This is a genomic window from Amycolatopsis sp. NPDC026612, from assembly GCF_040638285.1.
Taxonomy (GTDB): Bacteria; Actinomycetota; Actinomycetes; order Mycobacteriales; family Pseudonocardiaceae; genus Amycolatopsis.
Genome location: NZ_JBEZYB010000047.1, coordinates 40,716 through 59,193 on the forward strand (window position 1 = coordinate 40,716; position 18,478 = coordinate 59,193).

The 18,478-nt window shown below is 70.2% G+C and carries 16 protein-coding genes and 1 pseudogene; 10 read left to right on the forward strand and 7 right to left on the reverse strand.

Features of this window, described 5'->3' with window-relative positions; genetic code table 11:
* The first annotated feature begins 329 nt into the window (after positions 1–329).
* Positions 330–1,079 (forward strand): ATP-binding protein, encoded by a 750-nt coding sequence (locus AB0F15_RS31390; RefSeq protein WP_360278144.1) that lies wholly within the window; start codon positions 330–332, stop codon positions 1,077–1,079.
* A gap of 760 nt (positions 1,080–1,839) precedes the next feature.
* On the opposite strand, the gene AB0F15_RS31395 is transcribed toward AB0F15_RS31390, so the two are convergent.
* On the reverse strand, positions 1,840–4,431 hold the full coding sequence (locus AB0F15_RS31395; protein ID WP_360278147.1) for a tetratricopeptide repeat protein: 2,592 nt from the start codon (positions 4,429–4,431) through the stop codon (positions 1,840–1,842).
* Positions 4,432–4,640: 209 nt separating this feature from the next.
* On the opposite strand from AB0F15_RS31395, the gene AB0F15_RS31400 reads away from it, so the two are divergent.
* Positions 4,641–5,042 carry a hypothetical protein gene (locus AB0F15_RS31400; RefSeq protein ID WP_360278150.1) on the forward strand — a complete coding sequence of 134 codons (402 nt, stop codon included), beginning with the start codon at positions 4,641–4,643 and terminating at the stop codon, positions 5,040–5,042.
* A gap of 446 nt (positions 5,043–5,488) precedes the next feature.
* Here the strand turns inward: AB0F15_RS31400 and AB0F15_RS31405 are convergent, their stop codons facing one another.
* From AB0F15_RS31405 to AB0F15_RS31415, 3 genes are all read right to left on the reverse strand, one after another.
* Positions 5,489–5,866, reverse strand: coding sequence for a hypothetical protein (locus AB0F15_RS31405; protein ID WP_360278153.1), 378 nt, complete (start codon positions 5,864–5,866; stop codon positions 5,489–5,491).
* A gap of 126 nt (positions 5,867–5,992) precedes the next feature.
* On the reverse strand, positions 5,993–6,391 hold the full coding sequence (locus tag AB0F15_RS31410; protein ID WP_360278155.1) for a tetratricopeptide repeat protein: 399 nt from the start codon (positions 6,389–6,391) through the stop codon (positions 5,993–5,995).
* A 439-nt stretch (positions 6,392–6,830) separates the two neighbouring features.
* Entirely contained in the window at positions 6,831–8,330 is a 1,500-nt protein-coding gene (locus AB0F15_RS31415) for a WD40 repeat domain-containing protein (RefSeq protein ID WP_360278158.1), read from the reverse strand.
* A gap of 84 nt (positions 8,331–8,414) precedes the next feature.
* Here AB0F15_RS31415 and AB0F15_RS31420 point away from each other — a divergent pair, with 84 nt between their 5' ends.
* Positions 8,415–9,656, forward strand: coding sequence for a hypothetical protein (locus AB0F15_RS31420; RefSeq protein WP_360278160.1), 1,242 nt, complete (start codon positions 8,415–8,417; stop codon positions 9,654–9,656).
* A 144-nt stretch (positions 9,657–9,800) separates the two neighbouring features.
* On the opposite strand, the gene AB0F15_RS31425 is transcribed toward AB0F15_RS31420, so the two are convergent.
* Both AB0F15_RS31425 and AB0F15_RS31430 read right to left on the reverse strand, forming a co-directional pair.
* The gene (locus AB0F15_RS31425; RefSeq protein ID WP_360278163.1) at positions 9,801–10,544 is read right to left on the reverse strand and encodes a hypothetical protein; all 744 of its coding nucleotides are present in this window, start codon (positions 10,542–10,544) and stop codon (positions 9,801–9,803) included.
* Between the two features lie 37 nt (positions 10,545–10,581).
* Positions 10,582–11,241, reverse strand: coding sequence for a class I SAM-dependent methyltransferase (locus tag AB0F15_RS31430; protein WP_360278166.1), 660 nt, complete (start codon positions 11,239–11,241; stop codon positions 10,582–10,584).
* 589 nt (positions 11,242–11,830) lie between these two features.
* Here AB0F15_RS31430 and pfkB point away from each other — a divergent pair.
* The 7 genes from pfkB to AB0F15_RS31465 all read left to right on the forward strand — a co-directional run bounded on the left by pfkB (position 11,831) and on the right by AB0F15_RS31465 (position 17,866).
* A complete protein-coding gene (gene pfkB / locus AB0F15_RS31435) occupies positions 11,831–12,766 on the forward strand; it encodes a 1-phosphofructokinase (RefSeq protein WP_360278169.1) in 936 nt (311 codons plus the stop codon).
* A gap of 92 nt (positions 12,767–12,858) precedes the next feature.
* Positions 12,859–13,968 (forward strand): PTS mannitol transporter subunit IICB, encoded by a 1,110-nt coding sequence (locus tag AB0F15_RS31440; RefSeq protein WP_360278172.1) that lies wholly within the window; start codon positions 12,859–12,861, stop codon positions 13,966–13,968.
* A 47-nt stretch (positions 13,969–14,015) separates the two neighbouring features.
* Positions 14,016–14,324 (forward strand): PTS lactose transporter subunit IIB, encoded by a 309-nt coding sequence (locus AB0F15_RS31445; protein ID WP_360278175.1) that lies wholly within the window; start codon positions 14,016–14,018, stop codon positions 14,322–14,324.
* Positions 14,314–14,769, forward strand: coding sequence for a PTS sugar transporter subunit IIA (locus AB0F15_RS31450; protein WP_360278178.1), 456 nt, complete (start codon positions 14,314–14,316; stop codon positions 14,767–14,769). The genes AB0F15_RS31445 and AB0F15_RS31450 overlap by 11 nt, the downstream gene beginning before the upstream one ends.
* Positions 14,766–15,824: a zinc-dependent dehydrogenase gene (locus tag AB0F15_RS31455; RefSeq protein ID WP_360278181.1), complete on the forward strand. Its 1,059-nt coding sequence runs from the start codon at positions 14,766–14,768 to the stop codon at positions 15,822–15,824. Before AB0F15_RS31450 ends, AB0F15_RS31455 begins: the two co-directional genes overlap by 4 nt.
* A gap of 33 nt (positions 15,825–15,857) precedes the next feature.
* Positions 15,858–17,525: a phosphoenolpyruvate--protein phosphotransferase gene (ptsP, locus tag AB0F15_RS31460; RefSeq protein ID WP_360278183.1), complete on the forward strand. Its 1,668-nt coding sequence runs from the start codon at positions 15,858–15,860 to the stop codon at positions 17,523–17,525.
* Positions 17,526–17,581: 56 nt separating this feature from the next.
* The gene (locus AB0F15_RS31465; protein WP_360278186.1) at positions 17,582–17,866 is read left to right on the forward strand and encodes an HPr family phosphocarrier protein; all 285 of its coding nucleotides are present in this window, start codon (positions 17,582–17,584) and stop codon (positions 17,864–17,866) included.
* A 339-nt stretch (positions 17,867–18,205) separates the two neighbouring features.
* Here the strand turns inward: AB0F15_RS31465 and AB0F15_RS31470 are convergent.
* Positions 18,206–18,478, reverse strand: a pseudogene (locus tag AB0F15_RS31470) (D-beta-D-heptose 1-phosphate adenosyltransferase); the annotation flags it as partial.

Consider the following 18,478-nt stretch of genomic DNA (forward strand, 5'->3'; position numbering starts at 1 on the left):
AGCTCCGGTTGGACCTGCGCCGCGGCATGAGCTGCCGCAGCAAGTCGGGCACAGCCTCCGAGACTGGACGATCAATTCCAGCTGTTGGTCAAATGCCAACTGAATCCGGCGAGGTCTATTCCCGTCACTTCTGTCATTTCGGGTCATCGCCGATCGACGGCGTTACACATCGCTTCGATTCCGGCGCGAAAACCACCGGATCGAGTGAACGTTGCAGACTTGCTGCTCGCCTCGGCTGTCTGAGAGCAGCGTTGGTTTTTCGCGCTCGAATGCTGCGTGAGTACGGGGCCGGGTGCGCACGCCCAGCATGGCGAAAGGTGATCACTCTCGTGGACGGCGACAGCCTCCTCAACTGCGATCTGTCCGCATTGCAGGGTGCCACGATCATCCGTCCGTCGGGTGTGCTGACCATTCGCACCTACCCACAGCTGCGTGACGCCATGCTCAAATGCGCGGCCGACCAACCGCGCGCGGTGATCGTCGACCTCGACGAGCTCGAGATCGCTCACGACTACCTGAACAGCGTGTTCATCACGGTCTGGCTGCGTATCTCGCCGTGGTCCACGGTGTCGCTGGTCGTGGTCCCCGGACCGGCACACGCGGCACGGTTCGCGCACGGTCCGGCGCACCGATTTCTCACCGTCCGACCCAGCGTGCTCACCGCGCTGGAACAACTCGACGAGCAGCCGCCGCGGCAGCGCACCGAACTGTGGCTGCCGTCCTCGGCCCGCAGCGTCCGCGCGGCGCAGCGGTTCGTCACCGACACCTGCCGCAACTGGGCCATCGACACGCTCGCCACCCACGCTGTCGCGGTGGCCAGCGAACTCGTGGCCAACGCTGCCCAGCACACCGACTCGCCGGCCCGCCTGCGCCTGGAACTACGGGCGCGACGACTCACGGTCGCCGTCGCCGACGACGACCCGCAACTGGTGCACTTGCCGGGTCCGGCCGGAAACCCGGCGGAACCCCATGGCGGGCTTCATCTCGTCGCCCACCTCGCGCAGGCATCCGGCTGCTCCCGCCGGCAGTCTGGCGGCAAGGTCGTCTGGGCCGTACTGCGCGTGCCACCGAACCTGTGATCCGATGGGGTTTTGAAGATACCGCACGTGGTGACATCCAATTTCACAGACGGCGTTGAGACTAGGAAATGACGTCCCTGGCGCGAAGATGACCGCCAATTCGTCTCCCTCGATCGGCCAGCGGTACTGACTGCATCAATTCGATTGCACTATCAGCTCGATTTCGCTGAAACTGGTACCCGAGTCCTGAATCCTCCTCAAGAGAGCAACCGCCGCCCTTTCCCGGACGTAGTCTCCGCACACGGACGACGGAGGGCTTAAACTCCTTGAGTCCACCAGGTTTCGCCACCCGCGTGGGAATCGCGGCACTCTCCTCGCCGCGGGCCCCGGCGGCCCACACCTCGATCCGCCAGTCCAGCGGCAGGCGCTCCCCGGCCGTGGACATGAGCTCTTCGCTGTCGACAGTCCGGCAGGTCCGCGTTCGGAATCGTTCGGGATTGCGTCGCGGCCTTTGGCACCGATGCACACTCGGAGGTAGGCAGGGAAACCATTGCCGAGCACCCGGAGGTTGACCCGATCATGACGACGACCACCCGCACCATCGCGCTCGTCGGCACGGCGGCGCTGGCAATGACCCTGTCCGGCACCGTGTGGCGTACCAACTGGGACCCGGCGCAGACCTTCGACTGCGGCTGAGCCCGCCCGCGAAACCCGGTTCGCCCGGGCAACCGTGTACCACGTTTCCCGGGCGCGGAGTGCACCAGCCGCAGGGCTGATCGATCGCGGGCGGGTGCCCACACCGGAGGCTGCGAATCGATCGTCACCGGGTGCGGTCGGCCAAGGTCGTCCGGCTGCCCTTTTCGCCGGCGGCAAGGTTGGTGCGGATTTCGTCGGCCTCGGGCATGCCTAGGTCGGTGTAGACGTCCAGCGCGCGCCGGTAGTGCAACCGGGCTCGAGCGGCCCTGCCTTGCGCGCGGTGGGCGTTGCCGAGGCCGGCGTGGGCACGGGCCTGCTGTTCACGCAGGCCCAGGTCCGCCGCGATCGCGTTCGCGGCGGAATGGTGGGCGAGCGCGTCGGCCGGACGGCCCGTGGTGTGCGCGGCTTCGCCCAGACCGTTCAGCGCGCTGGCTTCTCCTCTGCGGTCCCCGATCTCGCGGAACAGGGCGATCGCCTGCTGATGCTGTCCGGTGTCCAGGCCGGCACGGGTGTGGAGGGTGCCGAGGTAGTTCAGCGTCCAGGCTTCGCCGACGACGTTGGCGAGCTGCCGGTATTGGACCAGCGCCTGCTGGAGGTGCTCGCTCGCCTCCCCGTACCGGCCCATCCGGATCTCGACGTCCCCGAGGCTGGTCAACGTCCAGGCCTCGCCGGTGCGGTCGTCGAGCTGCCGGAAGAGGGCAAGGGCCCGCGCGAGGTGCTCGGTGGCCTGCCCGGTGCGGCCCAGCCGCCGCTCGACGTCGCCGAGGTTGTTCAGCGCGTGGGCTTCGCCGGTCCGGTGACCTGCCCGCTGGAACAGGGCCACGGCCTGGGTGTAGTGGTCGGCGGCGGGCTGGTTGTGCCCCAGTATTCCTTCGACGACGCCGAGGTTGGTCAAGGCACGGGCTTCGCCCGCCTGGTCGTCGGCCTGCCGGAACTGTTGCAGGGCCCGGCGGAGGAGCTCCGTGGCCGGTCGGTACCGGCTCAGGCTCGTCTCGATGACGGCCAGGCTGGTCAATGCGGCGGCCTCCGCCTGCAGATCGTGAGCCTGTTGTGCGGCGTCCCGGGCGTGCTCGAAGACGGCCAGGGCATCGGTGAAGTACCCGCTGCCGAGGTACCGGAACAGGGTCGTGGACAGCCGGGCGGTGTGGCTCGGCCAGCCGTGGGCGGCGGTGTGGGCGGTGACGGCGACCAGGGCGGAGCGCTCGGTGTCCAGCCAGGCGCGGGCGCGCTCCGGCCCGGTCAGCTCCGGCACCGGCGTTTCGGGCCGGTCGGTCCGTGGCCGGCGGTTCGCCTCCGCCGGGTGCAGCGTGTCCATCGCGGCGGCGGCCGTGGCCAGGTAGAAGTCGAACAGCCGGGTCAGTGCGGCGCGGCGTTCGGGCGGCGGGTCGTGGTCGCCGGCCCGGCCGGCTGCGTAGGCGTGTACCAGGTCGTGGAGGGTGTAGCGGCCCGGGGCCTCCTGCTGCAGCAGGTGTTCCCGGCACAGGCGATCGAGGAGCACTTGGACGGCGGGCAGGTCGCAGCCGGCCAGCGCCGCGGCGGCGTGGACGTCGAAGTCCTGGCCGGGGTGCAGCGCCGTCAGCCGCAGCAACCGTTGCTCGCCGGTGGGCAGATTCCGGTAGGACAGGTCGAAGGCGAGTTCCACGCCGGTGTCCAGACGCCGGTCCTGGTGGCGCTCGTCGAGCCGGTCGGCGTGATCGGTGAGGGTCCAGCCGGACACGCCGCGGATGTGCCCGGTGACCAGGCCGAGCGCGAGCGGCAGGTGGCCACAGCGGTCGGCGATCCGGACGGCGGCTCGCGGGTCGTCGCCCGCCGGAACCCCGGCCGCGGCTTCGCCCACGAAAGCGGCGGCCTCCTCGGGGGTGAACACGTCCACCGTCAGGTGGGTGGCGGGGCGCAGGTCGGTGAGTTCACGCCGGCTGGTGATCAGCACTGGGCAGCCCGGCGTCCCGGGCAGCAGCAGGCGGGCGTGCTCGGCGTCGGCGGCGTTGTCCAGCACGACCAGTGTCCGGGTGCCGGCCAGCCGAGCCCGGTACGCGGCGGCCCTGGCGGCCGGGTCGTACGGGATCTGCTGACCGGATACGCCGAGCAGGCGCAGGAAACCGTCCAGGACCGCGGCCGGTTCGGCCGGTGGCTGGGCCGGATCGGGGTGGACACCGCGCAGGTTGACGAACAACACCCGGTCGACCAGCCCGTCCCGGAACAGCAGGTGCCCGGCGCGCACGGCGAGCCGGCTCTTGCCGACCCCGGCCAACCCGGTGATCGTCGCCGCGCCGCCCTCGGCACCCGTTCGGCGCAGCCGCTCGAGCTCGCCGGCCCGGCCGGTGAACCCGGGCAGATCGGCCGGCAACCGGCTTTCGACCCTGACCTGCGAGCCTGCTCGGGCTTGTCCGCCGATCACCTGCAGCGCCTGCCGCCACTGTGTCACGTATCCGGCGTCCGGGTGCAGTGCCGCCGCGACCGCGATCACGAGGTCGGCGTTGACGCGCCGCCGGCCGGTGCGGAAGCAGTCGGCGACGGTGGTCTTGCCGGTCAGCTCGGCGCGGGGCCTGCCGTTGGCCAGCCACGCGGTGTTCACGCGGTCTTTGATCGTTTCGTAGGACGGCTCGCCGGCCCAGGTTTTCAGGGACCGCAGCACGTCGATCAGCTCGTCGAGTGAGCCGGCGCGGCCGGGATCCGGTGGGACGACGAACGCGTGATCCGCTCGAGGCACAACCATGACAGCCCCCTTCTCCCTGCACCATCGGGGATGTCCGGGGCGCTGTCAACGATCCGCCGTCCGGAATCGTTCGGGATTGTGCCGCGGGCCCCGCCGCCGGTGAACGCTGCGCAGGCAGGAAGCTCGTCGGCCATGGCCGGCCGGTTGCCGCCGGAGCAATGGAGTGATCGATTCACCGATCGAAGGGGAGCAATGTGAGCAGAAATTCGATGAGCCGGACTCTCTTGACATTATTCACGACAATCATGACCGGGGTGGCGGTACTCCTCGGGGCGCCCGGCGCAGCGCAGGCGTCGGCCTCTGTCGGTGACGTCGACGCTTCTTCGGCTGCGGTGAGCGATCCGCTGCTGTTCTACCGAGCCGGTGACGGCTTGGCCGTTACCGGCTCGGTGGACGGTGGAGGGAATTTCACGAGCCTGCAAGGGGTGGGCGGGTTCTCCCTCGGTTGGACCCATATCACGTCTGTAGGTGGTGGGCGTGTGTTGTTCTACCGTGCGGGTGATGGTCTGGCTGTGACCGGTGTGGTGAGCAACGTCGGCGGCTTCACCAACCTGCGAACAGTCGGTGGATTCAGCCTTGGTTGGACCCTGGTCACCTTGGCGTCCACCTGACGCCGTGCACTGACACGCCCTTGGCGGGTGACGCCGTCGGTCCTCGTGTGCACCGCAGGGATCACCGCACGAGGGCCGACCGGCCCCGCCCGTCAGGCGGCGGCCCATTGAGGTGACGACTGGGTCGGCGATGTCGAGGTCGTGGAATCCGAGCAGGTCGTGGAATTTCCGCGCCGGGGGATGGGCCGTCACGATGACCAGGTGGACAGCCGGTACCCCGCGCCCGGCCTGGGATAGCGGTCCGCGACGCCGGGCAGGTGTTCGGTGCGGACGCACCCGTCGAACAAGGCCGGAGGGGATCAGGCTGGTCATCCGGCGGGTGCGGCCGCCAACGCGGCAGGCACGGTCTCCGGGATCGCGGGATCGCGGGATGTCGGGTTCCGCGATCGGGAGAGCCGTGCCTGCCGCTGCTTCATTCCAGGCTCACGCCGCCCGGATCAGCCGGTTCACGGGTTGATGTAGATGTCGCCGACGCAGAACGTGCCTCCGAGGGAGAACGAAGCGTACGGCGCGCGCGAGTAGTACCCGAGGTACGCCGGGGAGGGACCGGCCCAGATGGCCACCCAGTTGGCGCCGGTGTCGACTTCGGTCACGTCGCACCGGTTGATGGGGTAGCGGTGCTTGGCGTGGGACCCGTAGCACCAGTACCCACCACCGGCGAAGTCGACTTCCGCGCTCTCGGACTCGCACCGGCCCGAGGCCGGGCTGGCGGTGGTGGCGGTCGTCGTGGTGGTGGCCGCCGACGCCGCCCCGGCGCCGGAAAGCGCGGCGACGGACGCAGCGGCGACCGCCACCAGCGCGGTCCCGAATCGGTAACGCGACATGTTGATCTTCCCTTCTCGCTGGGGAGCCCTCTGTCCCCGGAACCGGTTCCTGGGAATTCCCCCTGTGGTCGACGACCGGCTGACTGCCGGCCGACGACTGTCAGCGTGTCCGGGCCCGGTACCCGGTCAGTACCCGACGGGTTCCCTCGGGCCGGCGACGGGCGCCGGTGGGTGTTCCACCAGCCGGGCGCGGACGACGTCGGCGTCGGCGTCGGCGTCGGGGTGGGGCAGCTCCTCGAGGATGGGCAGGGCCCGCAGCCAGGAGCGGTGTGCAGCGCGGGAGTCACCGGCATCCCGATGGGTGTCGCCGAGGCGGATCAGGGTGTCGGCCTGGGGATGGCGAGCGCCCAGCTTCCGGAACAGCTCGAGGGCGTTGCGGTAGCAGGCGGTGGCTCGCTGGTGCTCACCGAGGTGGTGGTGGGCACAGCCGAGGCTGTCCCAGGTGTCCGCCTCGCCGGGCCGGCCGGAAACTGGCGGATTGCTCCACTCGGCGGCACCAGCTCGACCGTCGACCGCGGTGCACACCGACCGGACCGCCTACCTCGAGAACGGGTTCGATCCGCTCGGACACGGCAACCTCTCCTAGCCGAGTTCAAATACGGGCGCGGCACACCACCGGGGACGCAGCTGCAATGTCGGTCAGGACTGTGCCCGATCGGCGCCATGACGTGGTGTCGGCCGTGTGCGGGGGCGCGTGCCTTCGGGTCGCGGGCCTACCTCGTGTGCGAGCTGTGCGACACCGAAGACGCCCTCGCCCGCCGCCACGTACGCCCCACCGACCTACCCAGTGCGCCGACCAAGCCAGCGTGAGCCGCGAGGGTGAAGCCGCGGGGCACTGATCCTGGTCTTGTGACGGGTGTGACACGGGTTCCCCGAGTTTGGTGATGCCGTGATCGGATCGCGGTCTGGCCGGCGCCGAGCGGGTCTGTGCTTGACCGGCATCACGCGGGGCCAGTGGCACTCGCTACAGGCTCCACGTCCAGATGGTGCCGTCCCAGTGACCGGAGACGATGAGGGCTCGGCCGTCCTGGCTGCCGGCCGCGATGGACTCCGCGCCCTTCCTCGGGCCGGTGAGCCCGTTCCCGTACGGGCGCCGGGTGGCCAGGTCCCACAACCGAATGGCGCCGTCATCGCTGCCCGCGATGGCCACGATAGTGCCCTTGACGGTGCTAATGGCCACGGTCTTGACCGCGCTGTGGATCCGGTCGCCGAGCATGGTGCCGCGTGGCTCGGTCGACGTGAGGTCCCAGGTGTTGATGACGCCGTCCTCGCTGCCCGACACCGCGAGCACCGTGCTCCCGACGGCGCCGACCGCGACGGTACCGACGGTCGACTGGTGGGCGCCGAGCAGCCGGGCGGGATGCGCGCCGGTCAGATCCCAGAGCCGGACGGTGCCGTCATCGCTACCGGACACGGCCACCGGTCGGTCGCCCACCGTCCCGGTGCCAACGCTCTTGACCTCGGAATCGAGTGCCGTGCCCAGCACCGTGCCACTGAGCGTCAGCGTGGCCAGCGACCAGACCCGCACGGTGCGGTCGTCGCCTGCCGATACCGCTACCGCCTGGCCGCCAACGGTTGCGAGCGCCACGCTGTTGACTCCGGCGGGCTGGCGGTCGCCCAGTCGCACGCTCGTCGGCGGATCGGTGGTGAGGTCCCAGCGCCGCAGGGTCCCGTCGGCGCTGGCGGAGACCGCGGTGGGCGAGTCGAGCACGATCGAGAAGATGGGCTGGTCGTGCGCGGCGAGCGGGTTGCCGCGCACGCTGCCGGTGACCGGGTTCCACAACTGCACGGTGCCGTCGGCCCGGCCGACCATCGCGATCGGCTCGCCACGCAGCGAACCCACCGCGACAGACCACACAGGGTCGTCCGTGGCCACTGGCACGCTGAGCAGTCGGCCTAGCGGACTGTATGCGCCATCGTCGACGGCGGGACCGGGTTCGCCGCCCGAGGAACCCGACCTCACCACGACAGCGGGAACAACAACCGCCGCCGCCGCCGCGGCTAGCGCGACCGGCGCGGCCAGGAGCACCTGCCGCCGGGTCACCCTCCGTCGCGGGCTCTCGCGCGGACCGCCCTGGGACAGCACGGTCGCCGGTGCCTCGGCCGTCGGCGGGTTCTCGGCGCGGCGCTGATATCGGTCGACGCGGTCGCGCAGTTCGCGATAAGCCTCGTCCCAGGCAATCCGGTCACCGAGTTTTGGCGGCAGCGCATTCCCTTGTTCCGCCGCGACTCGCAAACACGTGTCGACGAAGACCTCGAAATTCGGCAACTGCGGCCGGACGGGATGGTCCCGGCTGATCATCCCAGCAATGGTGCTCCGCTTGAGCCGGATCTGGTCCTCGTCGCGGCGACGCGGTGTCCGTTCGCTCTCGATCTCCAAGCGTCGTATCGAAAGTCCGGTCGCCTCCTGTAGAGCGCGCAAGCGGCGGGCGAACTCCGCCCGGGGATCCTCCACCTTGCCCACGCGGCCCCCCTCAGGCTCGTCGGGTCGGTGTCCGACGTCGCCGGACACCGCCGCCAGCCTACGCCCTGAGCTGCGAATTCCAGATTGTTCCAGCCGAATGCGTCCGACCCGGTGGCCGGACAGCCCACCGCCGAAGCACCGTTGTCGGCAAGTTCATTTCACCTGCGTGGCGCCGCTGCGCATTCTTTCCAGCAATTCGGTCACCTCTATGGAGGAATCGCGATGACGTCTAACCAGCCGTCCCGGCGCACCGTGCTGCGCTCCGCCTCGGGTATGGCCCTGGCCGCCGGAGCAACCCTGTTGGGCGGGCGCGCCCTGGCCTCGCCCGCGGGCGCCGCCGCGTCGCCGCACGCGGCGCAGGCGATCGTCAACGACAAGGTCACCTGGTGGGACGCGACCAGCGTGGCCGGCCCCGCGGCCGTCTACTGCGGCCTGGTCCCGTCGGCCAACGCCTACACCACCGCCATCGCCTGGCGCGGCAACCAAAACAGCTCAAACCTGACCGTCGCGAACGTGATGGGCCCGGTCGGCCGGTTCACCGGTTCCGTGCTGCAGAAAACAATTCTCAACGACTACTCCGGCAACGCCCCCGCGTTCGCGCCCAAGCCAGGGCCGTACGGGTTGCGCATGACATGGAGCGGAACCAACGGCGGGCGCTCGATCAACTTCGCGTGCCTGTCGGTATACAGCACCGGCACCCCCCGGTTCGCCGGCGAGATCACCCGCCGCGAACTGGTGGCGGGCAACTTGATCAGCTGCACGACCGGCCCGACGTGGGGGTACTCCGCGCTCAACCACAACCAGATCATCGTTACCGACCAGTACGGCCAGGTGGTCGCCGCCGAACAGCAGACCGACGAGCTCACCTTCACCGTGCCGATCACCCAGCGCTTTCTCACCAATCCGCGCGGAGCCGTGCACAGCTGGTACGACGGCAGCCTGGGCACCTACTGGGTCTGGACGGCCTCGGACGGCACCATCACCTTCGCCTCGGTCGACGCCAACGGCGCCATCGCGGTCGTCCGATCGGCCCAGAGCAGCCAGTTCGCGCCGTCCGACGTCGCGTACTCCTACGCGTCGAACCAGCTTTTCCTGGCCTGGACCACCACCTCGGGACGGATCGCCCTCGCGCCGCTCTTCCCGGACGCGGTCAAGCGGGGCGCCGACCCGATCGGCGCGGTGAACCTGCTGGCCGAACAAAGCCTCGCGGCGCCGGCGCTGCTGGCACGCTACTCACCGTCAGGCACGACGAAGCCCGCGTTTGACCTGTTCTGGACCGGCATCGACGGCACCGGCGCCCTCAACGCCGCCGTGATTACCTTCTGACCGTGGACTCGGTCGTTGGCACGGACCGGCCCGGCGATTCAGCATTCGGTCGCGGACGCGCTACACGTGCTCGCCCCCGACGCCGATCGGCCGGAGGAACACCTCAAGCAGTTCGAACACCGGGGCTTTGCCGGCGTCGATCGCCTACGCCGTGGCGTTCTCGACCCAAGCTCTCGAGTCCGGAAGCCGTTCGCAGTCACCGGCGACGCCGCCAACGTCGAGAACGGCCTGGAAGCCCTGCTGGAGCACCTGCTGTTCCCGCTGTTGCTCGCGCACTGCCTCTACGACGAACCCCGGGATCCGCGCCGCTCCTACGGAGCCGCCGAGGACGACGCCCGGCCGGCGCGGATGTCGCGGGAGGCACACCTGCGCCACCACCTCGACCGCGCGGTACAGGTCGAGGTCGCGCTCGGCAAGCACTGGCTGGCCGGGCATGGCTGCCGCCGGCGTTCCGTGGGAAGGACCGGCCGACCCGGCGCTGGATCCCGCGCGGCTCGGCAGCACCCAGCCGGTCAACGACATGATCGCCGCGAGCCGCGAACTGGCGCGGCTGCACGCGGCCGGAGCGGCGTTCGACGACGGCGGGCCGGACACGATGGTTGCCGACGAGGCGTGGGCGCGGACCGGCTGGTGGATCCCGGCCGGCCCGGCCCACGCCGTACGCCAGGCCCGCGACTTCCTGACCGAGGATCTGCGGGTCGACGTGCTGTGGGCTGGGCCCTCGGGCAGCTGGCCCGAACCGGCGTGGGCGAGCGTCGCGGTCGTCGAGGTCAACGCGCACAGCACCGGCCCCGCCGACGCCCCCTGGGTGCGGGTCTCCGACGGCTTCTCGGTGTTCTGGATGGGCCTGTCCGATATCGGACTGGTCCGCCGCGCCGTCGCCGGCACCCCGCTCTCCCGGACGCCTCGCTGCCCTCCTGGTCCTTCAGTCCGCCTTGCGGATCAAGGTGATGCCGTCGGCGATCGGCAGCAGCGACATCTCCACCCGCGGGTCGTCCCGGACGAGGCGGTTGAACTCGCGGAGACCCACCGTGTCCGGGTCCTGGTCGTCCCGGCCGTCGTCGGGGGACAGGGTGCCGGCGAAGACGATGAGGCCGTCGGGCGACAGCAGCGTCAGTGCGGCCTCGTAATAGGCGGCGGTGCCCGCCTTGTCGGCGTCGATGAAGATCAGGTCGATCGTACCTGGGCCGTACTCGGCGAATAGCGCGTCGAGTACCGCGGTCGCCGGCGCGATCCGCAGGTCGATCCGGTCCGCCACCCCGGCACGCCGCCAGTGCGGCCTGCCGAGCGCCGGCCACCGGGCGGTGATGTCGCACGTGATCAGCAGGCCGTGGCGGGGGAGGGCCCGGGCGATGCACAACGAGCTGTACCCGGTGAAGGTACCGACCTCCACCACCGTTCGCGCCCGCGTGAGCTCGACCAGCAGCGCGAGCAACCGGCCCTCCTCGGCGGACACCCGCATCGCCGCAGCTGTCGGCAGCGACGCCGTTTCTTCACGCAACTTGCGCAGGATTGCGTCCTCGGGACGGATATGTTCGCCCACGTGCGTGAGCAGGTCGGAGGACGCCAGTAGTTGGCTCGCCATGGCGTGAGCGTAGGGGCGCGGCCACGTGGAAATGTCTAGAAGTGCGGCCGTCCGGCCCAGGCGGTGGGCGACGGTCGTCGCTGGGGAATCGCCCTGTTCGTGCCCGGTTCCGAGTCGGTCGTGCCCGGTTCCGGCTTGGGTTTGGATGTGAACCCATCCGTCGGCCACAGTTCGTGGCCGGGCGGCCCGCCGGAAGTCACGGCGTAGCCCTCGATCTTGCCGCCCCCGTTTCGGCAGTGCTACCCGATTCGCCGGAATCCAGCCCGCTGCCAGTCGATGCCCCTTGGCTGGGCCGCCATCGGGTCGGATCCAGGTGCGCGTACGCCGGCGAGGGCGCGGCGAGTGAGCCGATCGAGCACGTTGCGTGACTCGGTTCACTGTCATCCATGTGGATTTATGTTGGTTTTTCTCGTCCCTGTCCGGCAGTCGACCGGTCGGCCGTGCGACGGGTCCAGCACTGCGGGTCCGAGGGCAAGGGGCAGGTGGTCGGAAGCGGTTGCGACCTCCATCACGATTGGGGGTTGCAAACGCAGACGAACACAGGCAACATCACTCAAACCAAAGTGGTTCTCGGCGGAGGTGTACTGAAGTGTTCGTGACCCTGACGGCGAACCCGAGCGTCGACCGCACGGTCGAGGTGGATCGGCTCACCCGGGGCGATCTGCACCGGGCCACCGGCGCCACCCTCCAGCCGGGCGGCAAAGGCATCAACGTCGCACGGGCGCTGGTCCGCAACGGACACAAGGCTCGTGCGGTGGTTCCCGCCGGTGGTGCCGAAGGCGATCAGCTGATCAGGCTCCTCGAGGACTGCGACATCGACGTGGTCAGGGTCCGCACCGAAAAGCCGGTGCGCAGCAACATCAGCATCGTGGAACCGGACGCCACGGTGACGAAGCTGAACGAGATCGGCCCGCGCCTGTCGGCACAGGAGATCGAGACGGTGTGCGACGTCCTGCTGGCCAACGTGGCCGACGCGCGCTGGGTGGTAGTGGCGGGAAGCCTGCCGCCCGGCGTCGGTGAGGACTTCTACGCGGCGCTGATCGGACGGCTCGCCCCCACCGGGGTCCGGGTCGTCGTCGACACCAGTGGCCCGGCGTTCCGGACATCGGTGAAGGCCGGGCCGGCCCTGGTCAAGCCGAACCTCGACGAGCTCGAGGAAGCTGTCGACCGGCGGCTCGACACGGTGCGGGACATCGTGGACGCCGCGCAGGAGCTGCGTTCTCTTGGCGCGGGAAAGGTTTTGGCCAGTCTCGGCAGCAAAGGCGCCGTGCTGGTCGAAGACGCGGGGATCTGGTGCGCCAACGCATCGGCCGAACCGCGGAGTTCGGTCGGTGCCGGCGATGCGATGCTCGCCGGTTTCCTGGCGGCAGGGGGGAGTGGCCCGCAGGCGCTGGCCACAGCCGTCGCCTGGGGTGCGGCCGCGGTGTCGCTCCCGGGCAGCACGATGCCGGGGCCTCAAGACGTGGAGGCGCGTCGAGTGCGGGTGGAACCGCATCCCGGCTGGGACGAGAAGGTTCGCGAATAGCGTTGCGGCGCAGCGAGAGCCAGTTCGCTCCGGTATCCGCCATCGGTTGATGGCGAACCCTCAAATCACCTTTTCGGAAGAGGAAGCCAACGATGACTACCACCACGGAGACCGACGAAGAAACTCCGTCGAGGGCGGAGCGCGCGCGGGTCTCGGTCCAGCGCTTCGGCGGTCAGCTCGCCAGCATGGTCATGCCGAACATCGGCGCGTTCATCGCCTGGGGCCTGATCACCGCCCTGTTCATCCCGAGCGGGTGGGCGCCCAACGCGCACATCGCCGAGCTCGTCGATCCGATGATCAACTTCCTGCTGCCGGTCCTGATCGGCTACACCGGCGGCCGCTTGGTCCACGGCCAGCGCGGCGCGGTCGTCGGTGCGGTCGCGACGGTCGGGATCGCGGTCGGCGCCTCGATCCCGATGTTCCTCGGCGCGATGATCGTCGGCCCGCTCGGTGGCTTCCTGATCAAGCTGTGGGACGACAAGGTCGGCAGCAAAACCGCGCCGGGCTTCAAGATGCTCGTCGACAACTTCAGCGCCGGCATCATCGGTGGCGCCATGGCGGTGCTCGGCCTGCTGGGCATCGGCCCGGTCGTGCAGAGCATCACCAAGGGCCTCGGCCACGGCGTACAGGTCCTGATCGACGCGCACCTGCTCCCGCTGGTCTCGATCATCGTCGAGCCCGCGAAGGTGCTGTTCCTCAACAACGCCATCAACCACGGTGTACTCAGCCCCCTGGGCGTCGCCGACGCTCTGCGCGACGGCAAGGCCATCGAGTTCCTCATCGAGCCGAACCCCGGCCCCGGTTTCGGCATCCTGCTGGCACTGACGTTCTTCGGCGCACGCAGCGCACGGGCCACCGCGCCCGGCGCGATCATCATCCAGTTCTTCGGTGGGATCCACGAGATCTACTTCCCGTACGTCCTGGCCACCCCGCGCCTGATCCTGGCCGCGGTCGCCGGTGGCGCCGCCGGTGTCGCGACGTTCAGCATCTTCGGCGCGGGCCTGACGGCGACGCCGTCGCCGGGCAGCATCATCGCGGTCCTCGCGGTGACGCCGAAGGGTGGTTACGTCGGGGTCATCGCCGGCGTGCTCGTCGCCGCGATCGTGTCGTTCGTCGTCGCCGCGGCCCTGCTGAAGTTCGGCCGGGACGCCCGCAGGGAGGAACGCGAACTGGCCGTGGCGAATGGCGGAGCCGTCACTTGACGGTCAGGCTTGGCGATCATCGTCGATCGAAGGAAGGAAGTGCGGTTGTGAGCAGCATCGAAGGCAAAGAAGTCAAGAAGGTCATCATCGCCTGTGACGCCGGCATGGGCAGTAGCGTGATGGTCGCGTCCCAGCTCGCCAAGCGGCTGAAGCCCTACTCGGTCAAGGTCGAGCACACGCCGGTCAACGACATCCCGGGTGACGCGCAGGTCGTGCTGTGCCAGAGCACCCTGGTGAAACGGGCCCGCAAGGCCAACGCCTCGGCCGTGATCCTCGGGTTCCAGAGCTTCCTGGGCGACCCGGTGTTCGACCAGGTCGAGGCGGCGATCCGGGACGGCGGTTCCCTTGCCGACTGACGCTGCCATCCTCGGCGCCGAGTCCGTCCTCATCGGCTGCACCGCCACCGGCCAGGCCGACGCGATCACGCAGGTCGGCCGCAAGCTCCTGGAGCTGGGGGCGGTGGAGCCGGACTACCTCGACGCGATGCACGAGCGCGAACGCTCGGTGTCGACCTACCTCGGCGAAAACGTCGCCATCCCGCACGGCACCGACGAGTCCCGCCGGTTCGTGAAGCGGACCAAGCTGGCGATCCTCCAGTTCCCCGCCGGGGTCGACTGGGACGGCAACGACGTGCGGCTGTGCGTCGGCATCGCCGCCCAGGGATCGGAGCAGGTCGGCATCCTGTCCTCGCTGGCCCGGATCCTGATGGACGGCGAGCAGGCGCGGCAGCTGCGGGAGGCGCCGGACGCCGAGACGATCTTGCGACTGTTGAACCAGATGGACGAGGAGTTCTCCGAATGAAGGTGGCACGTTTCTACGCGCCAGGCGATCTGCGGGTCGAAGAGGCCGACGAGCCGAACCCAGGGCCGGACGAGATCAAGATCCGGGTGCACAACACCTCCACGTGCGGCACGGATCTGAAGATCTTCAAGCACGGGCACCACCACATCGACCCGCCGCGGGTGATCGGCCACGAGATCGCCGGCGAGGTCGTCGAGACCGGCGCGAACGTCTCCGGCTGGAACTCCGGCGACCGCGTCCAGGTGATCGCGGCGATCCCGTGCGGCGAGTGCAAGCAGTGCCGCAAGGGCCTGCAGCAGGTCTGTCCCAACCAGCTGTCGATGGGCTACCACTTCGACGGCGGGTTCGCGGAGTACATGATCGTGCCGAAGCAGGTGCTCAAGGTCGACGGTGTCAACCGGATTCCCGACGGCGTCAGCTATGCCGAGGCCTCGGTCGCCGAACCGCTGGCGTGCGTCCTCAACGGGCAGAGCTTCGCGCAGGTCGGCCAAGGCGACGTCGTCGTGGTCGTCGGCGCCGGTCCGATCGGCTGCCTGCACGTGCGGCTCGCCCGCGCCAAGGGCGCGGCCGCGGTGTACCTGGTCGAACTGAACCGCGGCCGGCTGGACATGGCGGCGGAGCTGGTCAAGCCGGACGTCGCGATCTGCGGCGCCGAAGTCGACCCGGTGGAGAAGGTCCTCGAGCTCACCGGTGGCGACGGCGCCGACGTGGTCATCACGGCGGCGGCCGCGGGCAAGGCCCAGGAGGACGCGCTCAAGATGACCGCGCGCCGCGGCCGGATCAGCTTCTTCGGCGGCCTGCCCAAGGACAACCCGATCATCGCGTGCGATTCCAATCTCGTGCACTACCGCGAGCTGACCATCTACGGCGCCAACGGGTCGAGCCCCGACCACAACCGCCAGGCGCTCGAGCTGATCTCCTCGGGCCGGGTCCCGGTCGACGACCTGATCACCCACCACCTGCCGTTGTCGGAGGTGCGCCGCGCGATCGACATCGTCAGCAGTGGCGAGGCCATCAAGGTGACCATCGAGCCGGGCGCGTCCGACGCCGCGTGAGCGGGGCGGGCGACGAGGAGGAGGCGACCAGAGTTGGTTGAGGAACTGCGCGGCAACCCGGCGAGCCCCGGTGCGGCCGCCGGCCCGGTGGTGCGGCTGACCCCGCCCCCGGTGCTGCCGGAGCACTGGGACGCCCCGGCAGAGCCGGAAGCCGAACTGGCGGCCGCCACCGAAGCACTCGACGCGGCGGTGGCGGACCTGGAGAAGCGCGCGGCCTCGGTCAGCGGCGAGTCGAAGTCCATCATGGACACCCAGATCATGATGGCCAAGGACGCCTCACTGACGGAGGGCATCCGCGCCTCGGTGGACAACGGGCGGCCGGCGGCGTGGGCGATTTCCGACGCCTTCGGCAAGCACGTCGCCGCGCTGGAGAGCATCGGCGGCTACATCGCGGAGCGGGCGGCCGACCTGATCGACATCCGGGACCGGGCGATCGCCGCCGCGCTGGGGCTGGAGCCACCCGGCATTCCCGACGTCGACGGGGTGTTCGTCCTGGTGGGTCAGGACATCGCCCCGGCCGACACGGTCCTGCTCGACCCGGCGAAGGTGCTCGGCATCGTCACCGAGAAGGGGGGCCCGACGAGTCACACGGCGATCGTCGCCCGGGCGCTCGGGATCCCCGCGGTGGTCGGCTGCGCCGGCGCCGCGGGCCTCGAGGCCGGGCAGCGGGTCGCGGTCGACGGCGGGCGCGGCACGGTGGTCGTGGACCCGACCGACGACCACGTTCGCCAGGTCCGGGCCGAGTCCGACGCGCTGAAGGAAAAGCTCGCCCGGCACAGCGGTCCCGGTGCCACCGCCGACGGCCACCCGGTCAAGCTCCTGCTCAACGTCGGCAGCGTCGGCGGGGCCGCGGCCGAAGCCGCCGCCGACGCCGAAGGGGTCGGGCTCTTTCGCACCGAGTTCCTGTTCCTGGACCGCACGGAGGCCCCGTCGGTCGAGGAACAGCGGGCGGCCTACGGCGAGGTGCTGCGCGGCTTCGCCGGCCGTCCGGTGGTCATCCGGACGCTGGACGCCGGAGCCGACAAGTACATCCCGTTCGCCAACACCGAAGACGAGCCCAACCCGGCCCTCGGCGTGCGGGGCTACCGCGTCGGCGTCCGCCACCCGGAGCTGCTCACCGCGCAGCTGCGGGCGATCAGCCTGGCGGCCGAAGACCACGACGCGGACGTGCGGGTGATGGCCCCGATGATCGCCACGCCGGCGGAGGCCGCGGCGTTCCGCGACCTGGCCCGCGAGCACGGCATCGGCCGGGCCGGCGTCATGATCGAGGTGCCGGCGGCGGCGATCCGGGCGGCGGACATCCTGGCGGAGGTGGACTTCGTCAGCATCGGCACCAACGACCTGTCGCAGTACACCTACGCCGCGGACCGGATGCTGGGTGAACTGGGGGAGCTGCTGGACCCCTGGCAGCCGGCGTTGCTGGCGCTCGTGGCAAACGTCGCGGCGGCGGCCAAGGAGGCGGGCAAGGCCGCCGGCATCTGCGGCGAGGCGGCCAGCGACCCGGGGCTGGCCCCGGTGTTCGCCGGCCTCGGCATCACCAGCCTGTCGATGTCGGTGTCCGCGGTCCCCGCGGTCCGCGCCGCCTTGACCGACTACACGCTCGAGCAGTGCGAAGTCCTGGCCCGCGAGGTGCTGTCCGCGCCCGACGCGCCGAAGGCCCGCCAGGTCGCGGCGGAGTTCGCCGCCCAGCCGGGCCGTTGAGCAGTGCCCGGCCCGCCGCCACGCAACGCGCGGCCAAACCAGATGGGAATACGCGAATGTCCAGTAAAAGGGTGGTAATCGGTTCGCCCGTCGGGCTGCACGCGCGGCCGGCCAAGCTGCTCGTCGAAGCGGCGGCCAAGCAGCCGGTGCCGGTGAAGATCGGCCGGAGCGAGGACCAGATGGTGGACGCCGCCAGCATCCTCGGCGTGATGGCCCTCGGTGTCCGTGGTGGCGAAGAAGTGCTGATCACGGCCGAGGGTGAAGGCGCGGAGAGCGCGGTGGCGGAGATCGCCGAACTACTGGCGCGCGACCTCGATTCGGCCGAGCAGCCGGCCGGCTGACGCCGGTGGTCCGGCCGGCGACCCCCTGGCCGGCCGGACCGCCGCGCACTCGGGGTGTCCACTGAGGACCCCGGGTACTCGCCCTGCCGGCCCTCGGATTTCCGGTGAGCCGTTCTGGTCACTGTCCGGACGGCTCACCGGACTCCCACGCGGTACGTCGCCGCGGTTTCGCCCACCCCCGGGCGGGACCGCGGCTTCGTCGTGGGTGCTTTCGGGCACCGGCGCCGGACGAACGTGCCCATGCGCAAGGGCGCCGGCTCCTGCGCGGGCGGGCATGACGCCGCCCGGGCGCGACCCGGCGCCCGCTGCGAGGAGACAGGTTGTTCCCCGGCGGCGCGCTCAGGCGATGACCATGCGCGGCCCGGCTCCGGCCAGGTCTCGGGCTACGTGTTTGTCGATGCCGTCGTCGGTGATGAAGGTGTCGATGTCGGATAGTTCGGCGAAGCGGGCGAAGTGGTCGTTGCCGACTTTGGTGTGGTCGGCGAGCAGGACGGTGCGGCGGGCGCAGTTGATGGAGGCTTGTTTGACCATGGCTTCGGCGGTGTCGGGGGTGGTGAGGCCGCGTTCGAGGGAGAGTCCGTTGGTGGCCATGAAGGCGACTTCGACGAAGGT

Excerpts from the sequence above, each read along its gene's own strand:
- AB0F15_RS31405 (WP_360278153.1), bottom strand. The coding sequence starts at position 5,866 with ATGTCGCGTTACCGATTCGGGACCGCGCTGGTGGCGGTCGCCGCTGCG.
- AB0F15_RS31440 (WP_360278172.1), top strand. The coding sequence starts at position 12,859 with ATGACTACCACCACGGAGACCGACGAAGAAACTCCGTCGAGGGCGGAG.
- AB0F15_RS31430 (WP_360278166.1), bottom strand. The coding sequence starts at position 11,241 with ATGGCGAGCCAACTACTGGCGTCCTCCGACCTGCTCACGCACGTGGGC.
- AB0F15_RS31465 (WP_360278186.1), top strand. The coding sequence starts at position 17,582 with ATGTCCAGTAAAAGGGTGGTAATCGGTTCGCCCGTCGGGCTGCACGCG.
- AB0F15_RS31455 (WP_360278181.1), top strand. The coding sequence starts at position 14,766 with ATGAAGGTGGCACGTTTCTACGCGCCAGGCGATCTGCGGGTCGAAGAG.
- AB0F15_RS31395 (WP_360278147.1), bottom strand. The coding sequence starts at position 4,431 with ATGGTTGTGCCTCGAGCGGATCACGCGTTCGTCGTCCCACCGGATCCC.
- AB0F15_RS31400 (WP_360278150.1), top strand. The coding sequence starts at position 4,641 with ATGAGCCGGACTCTCTTGACATTATTCACGACAATCATGACCGGGGTG.